Genomic DNA, 8,240 nt, shown 5'->3' on the forward strand with positions numbered 1-8,240 from the left:
AAGTGCTTGTTCACCTCGATACGCTTTAAAATCATTTTACTGACAGTCATACCTATCGCATTGATTTATTTGCTGATTTTCGGCTTTGGTATTTATCAATTGCAATTGCATTTACGGGCAGATGTTGAAGACGAAATGCGGCGTTTAACGCAGCAATATGCGGGTATCTTCTCTGGCTTTTTGAATGAATCAGCACAAATTGCCCGTTCTACAGCGGCTATTATCGAACAAAACCCCACCATTCATGACTACCAGATTTATGCGCAGGTTAAATCGAATCTAAGACATAACCGAATTGTTTATGGCAGTGCCATTGCCTTTGCTCGTGATCCGGACTACGACAATGAATTATTTGCTCCCTATGCATACCGCACCTCAGGTCGGGTCAATACCTTAGATATTGCAGACATAACCGATTATACCGCAGGGCATTGGCAATGGTGGGACAAGGCCAAACAGGCCAAACATCCTATCTGGACCGATCCCTATTTTGATAAAGGGGTTGGCGATATCGTCATGGCTACCTATGCGGTGCCGTTTTTTTATAAGAAGCAGTTTAGAGGGATTGCTACGGTTGATGTGCAATTGGAAATTTTAGAAGAAAAAGTGAATCAGGGTATTGATGTCGATCTGGACTTACTAATCATTACCAATAAAGGGGATTATGTTTACCACCCCGATCCCAAACAAATCCTAGCCAATTCCATTTATAAAGACGCTAAAAAATATCATCAGAATGGACTCAAAGACCTAGCCGATAAAATGATTGCCGGTAAACGGGGAGTCGTCCAATTAGATTCTTGGGAAACTCAGCAAAAGCAGTGGGTGGCTTTTTATCCAATTCAAAATACTGAGTGGAGCATTGCCCTGAGAGTTCCGGAGAAAGTTGTTTTAGCTCAGGTCAGAAAGAAAGGGCTGCAATTTGCCGCAGTACTACTCTTTTCTCTGCTTTTAATCATTATTACCGTATGGCTAGTGATAGGCCGGATGACTCAGCCTTTAGCACGTTTGACCGAGGGTGTTAAATCAGTTGCCGCAGGTAATCTGGATGCCACAGTGGAAGTAACCAGCCAGGATGAAATTGGTGTATTAACGCAGAGTTTTACTGATATGGCGGCTAAATTAAGTAAGCGTGAACAGGATATTCGTGATGCACGTTCACAAGGATTCAGTCGAATAGTACAGGGCTTAAAAGGGCGTTATTTTTATTTTACCCATGATAAACAGGGTCATATCTCTTATGTCAGCCCTGCGGTCAAAGACATTTTGGGTTATACACCGAGTGATTTTAAAAATTTCTTTAAGCAATATTTTGTCGAAAGCCCACTCAATGATCAGGCGACTCACATGATCGAGCTATCCTTTCAGGGTGAGCAACAAGAAGCCTTTGAACTGGAGTTGATCGCACGCAATGGTGAATTATTACGTTTTGAAATTATTGAAGTGCCGGTGAAAGGTGAGCATGGTGAGATTATTGCTTTGGAAGGTATGGCGCATGATATTACTGAACGTAAGCGTGAAGAAGAAAAATTTCGAGTTTTATTTGAAAGTTCTTCACAGGCTAATTTGTTGTATTCAGATGAGGGAATTCTTGATTGTAACCATGCCTTTTTAGATCTCTTTGGCTTTAGTAAGAAAGAAGATGTGCTGGGATCACGCTTATACTCGCTCACTCGTGCCATTCAGCCTGATGGCGAAGCCTCATTTGATCGATTAAACCAACTAATGGCTCAGGCTGTCGATGTAGGTTATCAGCAATATGAATTAGTTTTTGAGCGCGTAGGCGGTGAAACTTTTCCGGCAGAAATTATTTTAACCGCAGCCACTATGAATGAACAAGCAGTCTTTATTGCTTTGATACAGGACTTAACAGAGCGAAAATTAACTGAACAGGAAATTATTAGTGCTAAGGAAGTTGCCGAAGAAGCCAATAAAGCCAAGAGTGAATTTTTATCCAATATGTCTCATGAATTAAGAACACCTTTAAATGGGGTGCTGGGTTATGCGCAAATTTTGCAAAATGATAAGCAAGTAACTCATGAGCAAATGGAAAGTCTGGATGCGATTAAGAGTTGTGGTCATCACCTGCTCACCTTGATTAATGATGTGCTGGATTTATCGAAAATAGAATCGGGCAATATGGCCTTTACTATCAGTGCCGTGGATTTACCCAAGTTGGTTAAAGGGGTATATGACATGGTGATCCACCGTGCGTCAGCCAAAGGTGTTAAGCTTGATGTGATCATGCAAGAGGGCTTGCCTAAGGGAATAAAAACGGATGCGACTAAATTGCGACAGGTACTCGTTAATCTCTTGGGTAATGCGGTAAAATTTACTCATAGTGGTACGATTTCACTGCATGTCTCTGTCTATGATAAACAAGAATCGCCCAATGTCTGCTTTGTGGTAGCGGATACTGGCATCGGTATTCCTGAAGAAAAACATCAGATAATTTTTGATGCCTTTAAACAAGCTAAAGAAGGTATGGATGCCGGTGGTACAGGTCTTGGTTTGGCCATTAGTCAGCGCCTTATTCAAGAAATGGGTGGCACAGAAATCACTCTGCAAAGCCAGTATGGAGAAGGCAGTGCTTTTTCATTTTGTTTGCCGCTTATAGAGGTCAGTGATGATGAGCTAGAGGTGACATATAGTGAGCATTATGATGATTCAGTGATCCCCAAGCTGCCGGATGGTTTACAGTTAACGGCTTTGATTGTAGATGATCGACAGGTTAATCGTGATATTTTAGAGCGTTTATTACAAGCATCGGGTTTTAAAACCATGTCGGCAAACAATGGTAAAGAGGCCGTGGCCATGAGTCAGAAATATAAATATCCCCTGATCTTAATGGATATTCGTATGCCGGAGATGGATGGGATTCACGCAGCAAAACTCATACGACAAAGCATGGAGCAAGAAGAGAGCCAACAGAAACTTGTTATTATTGCGGTAACAGCCGGTGTTTTTCCGGAATTAAAGACGCAGATAGCAGAAACAGGCATGGATGATTTTATTGCCAAACCCTTTAAAGTGTCTGAGGTGTTTAATAAAATAGCACAGCACTTGGACATACATTTTAAGTATGAAAATGTCACTTTAGAGAATACGCCAGCCGCTGAGTCTGAGCGAGTCTTTGATGAGCATGCACTAGAACAATTAGAGGAATTGATAAAACAAATAAAAGCCGCCAGTGAGATGGGGGATATCAGTCAAATTAATGTCGTGTATAAAGAAATAAGCAAAAATAAACTCTTAAGTGATGAAGCCGATAAGCAATTAAATTTATTGATTAAACAATTTGATTTTGATGGCATACGCAATTTTAAATATTAAAATAAGCCCACAAATATGAATGCAATACATAAAGAAGAACAGGCAACATTATTATTGGTAGATGATAATCCTACTAATTTACAAGTGTTATATCAGACTCTGGAAGGGCATGGCTACAAGTTATTGCTCGCTAAAAATGGTGAAGATGCGCTAAACATTGTTCATAAAGTACATCCGGAACTGATTTTATTGGATATTATGATGCCGGGTATGGATGGCTATGAGGTGTGTTTAAAAATAAAATCTAACCCCGAGCTGGCTGATATTGCCATTATTTTTCTATCGGCATTAGATGATGTAAAAGATAAAGTAAAAGGCTTTGATTGTGGTGCGGTGGATTATGTTGCCAAGCCTTTTCAGTCAGAAGAAGTTATCGCACGAGTAGAAACTCATATTAAAATTCGCCAATTGGAAACCATCTTAGCGCAAAAAAATAAGCGTTTAGAAGAAGATAATGCACTGATTTTGGATGCAATGGGTGAAGGTCTATTGGGTGTTGATAAACAGGGTTTAATCACCTTTATCAATCCTGCGGGTGCAGAAATTATCGGCTGGCTGGAAGATGAGATTCGAGGTAAAAACTTTCATGATGTGATAATGCACACAGATAGTCAGGGCCATCGCCATCCACTGGAAAAAGATGATGTCTTTAACACCCTGAGAGATCGAGTGCAAAGACAAAGTGATAGTAATATTTTTTGGCATAAAGATTCAGGCAGTTTTCCCGTTGAATATACCGTGACCATGATTGAAGGTGAAACGGATATTAGCAGTGTCTGTGTCGTTTTTAAAAATATTGCAGCACGAAAAAAACGTGAAAGTGAATTGCACCATGCCCTGCAAACCGTTGAAGAACTGAAAGAGAAATTACAGGTAGAAAATCAGGTTTTACGTGCGCAAAGCAGTTATCTGCAAGCAGAAATTCGCAGTGAACAAAACTATGGCGAAATTATCGGTCAAAGTCAGGCCTTAATAAAAACCATGGAAGAAGCCGAGCAGGTTGCAGGGACGGATACGACAGTATTAATCAATGGTGAGTCAGGCACGGGAAAGGAATCCATGGCGCGGGCTATCCATCAATTCAGTCCCCGAAAAAATCGCCCTTTAATCAAAGTTAATTGTGGTGCAATATCAGAATCATTGGTGGAAAGTGAATTATTTGGTCATGTTAAAGGCGCCTTCACCAGTGCAATTAGTGATCGAACCGGGCATTTTGAGCTAGCTGATAAGGGCACCATTTTTCTGGATGAAATAGGCGAACTTTCCTTAGAAGTACAGGTTAAATTATTACGGGTTTTACAGGAGCAGGAGCTCCAGCGTGTTGGCAGTGGCGAAGTGATTTCTGTGGATGTACGTATTATTGCAGCAACCAATCGTAATCTGAAAAAAATGGTGGATGAGGGTAGTTTTAGAATGGATCTTTTTTACCGCTTAAATGTTTTCCCCTTAACCGTACCACCATTAAGGGATAGAAAATCTGATATTCCATTATTATTAGCAAAATTTCTTGATAATTTGAGTCATAAACTGGGCAAAAATTTCCGAGGCATCTCAGAGGTGAGTATGGCATTGCTAATGGATTATCATTGGCCGGGCAATATTCGTGAATTACAAAATGTAATTGAACGCTCTGCTATTTTATCAAAAAGTGAAATAATTGAAGTCGATGATGCACTGGTACCGGTATCGATTGAACAAGTGAAATTACACAAAGATTCAGCTGAACGAGCAGGTGATGAAGTTGATGACAATAAACAAGCGGATAATGCTAGAAAATCAGTGGCTTATCGGACACTGGCCGAAAATGAAAAGCGTTATATTATCAGTGTGTTGAATGATTTAAATTGGCTCATTGGGGGGAAAAAGGGGGCTGCCGAGATTCTGGATGTGCCGGTCAGCACATTGCGATCCAGAATGAAAAAACTCGGTATTGAGAGACCAGACTAGGAAAGTAAACTGATCAGGCGATAGGACCTGTTTTTCTGACAGGGTGTATTGGTTTACTCAAAATAACTAAAACTGCGCCAATAAAGAAGCCTATGCCAGCATTCAACCAATAAAAATCGTTATTCCAAATGACTTGGTCGATTAAAGAACAGCTAATAGCAAAAAAAGTGGCGGTGGTGAGAATAGTGATTATTTTTTTCATGTTAATTCTCCAGCTTGATGCGCTTTTTAATACATTATTTAAGGTTTTTGCAAAATTATTAAAAAACAGTGTATATATTATACAGATCAGCGTTCAATTTATCTGTAGGTAAAATCTGAAAATGTGTAGTTATTTGACTGAAATTTGTCAGACTTTTACCCCTAAAAACAGCTATTAGTGCTGATTTTTTTATTATATTTTAGAACTGAAATACAATTTACACTGTTTTTGTGACAGAATAATGAACCTTAAAACGATTAATTTTAAAACAACTGTGAACAATTCATGTCTTCTATGCTCGACACCATCAAAACTGTAGAAACCCCCGAGGGTGTTGAGCTTAAATTAACCTGTGCTGGGTTTTATGTGCGTAGCATCGCCTGGTTGTTGGACATTTTGATACAGGGCCTGATTATTATTGTTTTTGCCCTATTGCTGAGTCGCTTGGGGGATTTTGGTCAGGGTATCTTATTGATTGTGATGTTTTTGCAGCAATGGCTCTATCCGGTATTCTTTGAAATTTATTTTCAGGGGCAAACACCGGGGAAAAAGAAAATGAATATTCAGGTGCTACAAATTGATGGCACCATGGTGACTTGGGAAGCCTCTTTACTCAGAAATTTACTCAGAACCGTCGATTTTCTGCCTTTTTTCTATGCCTTGGGTGTGGTTTCTATGCTATTGAGTCGAGATTTTCGGCGTCTGGGCGATTTGGCTGCCAATACCATTGTGGTTTATACCCGCAAGCTAAAGGACAATAGTCAACTGGTGCCTGAAGTAGCTGCTATTGCCCCTAACATAGCTCTCAGCGGTATAGAACAGCAAATTATTGTTAATTATGCTGAACGCTTTAAGGGCTTTTCTCCGGAACGTGCAGAAGAACTGGCCAGGCTAGCAACACCTTTACTGGATGGTGTTATTGTCCAGAAAAAACAAACAGCCAGTGAAACAAATGCCAGTGAACGTCTGCTGGGTATTGCTAATTACCTGATGGGGCGTCGATGAATCAGGCACAATTTATAAAAGCCCATGAACAGCAATGGCTTATTTTGGAAGTGTTACTTAATTCTCGTTTGAAAAAGGTGTTATTGCAACAAGCCGCTTCTGAACGATCACTCTCTGGAAAAAAACACCTGACCTTTTGGCAGAAAAAACAGACGAAAAAAAATCATGCTTATCTACAAAGTTTAAATAATGAAAAATTGACCTCACTTAAGCCCAAATTACTTATACAAGCAGATTTTCCTGCTCTGTATCGGAATGTTTGCCAGCATTTATCATTAGCACAATCCCGCCGTTATAGCCCTTATTTAATAGAACGCTTAAGTTTTCTGGTGAATGAAGCACACCAACGCTTTTATCAGAAAAATAATAGGCGGGGAAGCAGTGTTCTGGCTTCTTTTATCCATTTTTTCAGCAACAGCTTTCCACAAATAGTACGCAGCGAGAGCCGTTGGCTATGGCTTTCGTCTGCGGTATTTTATCTACCGCTTATTTTAATGATCGTGTTAATTCAGATCTGGCCTGAGTTTGTCTATAGTGTTATGTCACCGGATAGCGTGGCGGGTATGGAAGCCATGTATGATCCTCAGGCTGAACATATAGGCCGTGAACGTGGCTCAGAATCCGATGCACGTATGTTTGGTTTTTATATTTTAAACAATACCGGCATTGGTTTTAGAACCTTTGCCACCGGTTTACTCTTTGGTATTGGTAGTATTTTCACCCTACTCTTTAATGGCTTGCATATTGGTGCGGCGGCGGGTCATCTGACCCAGATCGGCTATGGCAATACCTTTTGGCCTTTTGTTTCCGGTCATAGTGCCTTGGAACTCAGTGCTATTGCGCTCAGTGGTAGTGCGGGTTTGAAAATAGGCTTTTCATTGTTGATGCCGGGACGAAAAAGCCGTTATCAGGCATTATTGGATGCTGCCTCAGTGGCGGTAAAAATAATGGCTGGTGCTGCAGTAATGTTTTTTATGGCTGCTTTTGTTGAGGCCTTTTGGTCATCATCTCAGACCATTGCGCCGCTGATTAAATATGCTGTAGGCGCATTGATGTGGCTGCTGGTATTTGCCTATTTTGCCTTTGCAGGACAGAAGACAGTCGAGCAGAAGAGTGGGAAAAAGAAGGCCAATTTTATGAAGTTAGAAGAATGAATCTTCAAGCGCTGACCTTTGCCGTTCGTCCAAGAAGCCCATGGGAAGCAATGGATGTTGCTGTGCGCTTAGCGGTAACACATTGGCGACTCTTATTAGCCAGTTGGTTAGTCTGTGTTTTGCCTATTTTTTTAATAGTGAATGTTCTGCTCTTGCAAGCCCATCCTTATTGGGTGTTTTTTATCCTGTGGTTTTTAAAGCCGCTTTATGATCGCGTGCCGCTATTCGTTTTATCCAGAGTCATTTTTGCCGAAAAGACCAGTTATAAAGATGTCATTTCAGCGATCCCAAGTTTCTTTAAAACCGGTATTTTTTCTGCCTTGACCCTATATCGTCTCGACCCAGGACGTGCATTTTCCTTGCCTGTGAGTCAACTTGAAGGCTTGAAGGGCAAGCGCCGTAGAGAGCGAATGAAAAGCTTGAGACGAAATGCCAACAATCGTGAGGTGATGCTTTTTGTCTTGTGTTTTCATTTGGAATCGCTGGTTTCATGGGGTTTAATTGGTATCGTATTAATGATGTTGCCAGTGGATATTGCCATACAAAGTGCGGGTAATTTGTTTACTGAAGAGCCAAGCTTATTAGCCAATGCCTTATCA

Annotated in this window: 5 protein-coding genes and 1 pseudogene; 5 read left to right on the forward strand and 1 reads right to left on the reverse strand. The window is 40.6% G+C overall.

Going from position 1 to position 8,240, the window contains the following annotated elements:
• The first annotated feature begins 6 nt into the window (after nt 1-6).
• Together JEU79_RS19935 and JEU79_RS19940 are read left to right on the forward strand one after the other, a co-directional pair.
• The gene (locus tag JEU79_RS19935; RefSeq protein ID WP_198265482.1) at nt 7-3,333 is read left to right on the forward strand and encodes a PDC sensor domain-containing protein; all 3,327 of its coding nucleotides are present in this window, start codon (nt 7-9) and stop codon (nt 3,331-3,333) included.
• A gap of 15 nt (nt 3,334-3,348) precedes the next feature.
• A complete protein-coding gene (locus JEU79_RS19940) occupies nt 3,349-5,280 on the forward strand; it encodes a sigma 54-interacting transcriptional regulator (RefSeq protein WP_198265483.1) in 1,932 nt (643 codons plus the stop codon).
• Nucleotides 5,281-5,293: 13 nt separating this feature from the next.
• On the opposite strand, the gene JEU79_RS19945 is transcribed toward JEU79_RS19940, so the two are convergent.
• On the reverse strand, nt 5,294-5,482 hold the full coding sequence (locus JEU79_RS19945; RefSeq protein WP_198264296.1) for a hypothetical protein: 189 nt from the start codon (nt 5,480-5,482) through the stop codon (nt 5,294-5,296).
• Nucleotides 5,483-5,767: 285 nt separating this feature from the next.
• Here JEU79_RS19945 and JEU79_RS19950 point away from each other — a divergent pair, with 285 nt between their 5' ends.
• The 3 genes and pseudogenes from JEU79_RS19950 to JEU79_RS19960 form a co-directional block, all read left to right on the forward strand.
• Entirely contained in the window at nt 5,768-6,487 is a 720-nt protein-coding gene (locus tag JEU79_RS19950; protein WP_198264297.1) for an RDD family protein, read from the forward strand.
• A complete protein-coding gene (locus JEU79_RS19955) occupies nt 6,484-7,641 on the forward strand; it encodes a stage II sporulation protein M (protein WP_198265484.1) in 1,158 nt (385 codons plus the stop codon). The genes JEU79_RS19950 and JEU79_RS19955 overlap by 4 nt, the downstream gene beginning before the upstream one ends.
• A pseudogene (locus JEU79_RS19960) lies at nt 7,638-8,240 on the forward strand (DUF4129 domain-containing protein); the annotation flags it as partial. The gene JEU79_RS19955 and the pseudogene JEU79_RS19960, both read left to right, overlap by 4 nt.

Origin of the sequence: sulfur-oxidizing endosymbiont of Gigantopelta aegis, from assembly GCF_016097415.1 — a bacterium.
GTDB lineage: Bacteria > Pseudomonadota > Gammaproteobacteria > GRL18 > GRL18 > GRL18.

Excerpts from the sequence above, each read along its gene's own strand:
- JEU79_RS19940 (WP_198265483.1), top strand. The coding sequence starts at position 3,349 with ATGAATGCAATACATAAAGAAGAACAGGCAACATTATTATTGGTAGAT.
- JEU79_RS19945 (WP_198264296.1), bottom strand. The coding sequence starts at position 5,482 with ATGAAAAAAATAATCACTATTCTCACCACCGCCACTTTTTTTGCTATT.
- JEU79_RS19950 (WP_198264297.1), top strand. The coding sequence starts at position 5,768 with ATGTCTTCTATGCTCGACACCATCAAAACTGTAGAAACCCCCGAGGGT.
- JEU79_RS19955 (WP_198265484.1), top strand. The coding sequence starts at position 6,484 with ATGAATCAGGCACAATTTATAAAAGCCCATGAACAGCAATGGCTTATT.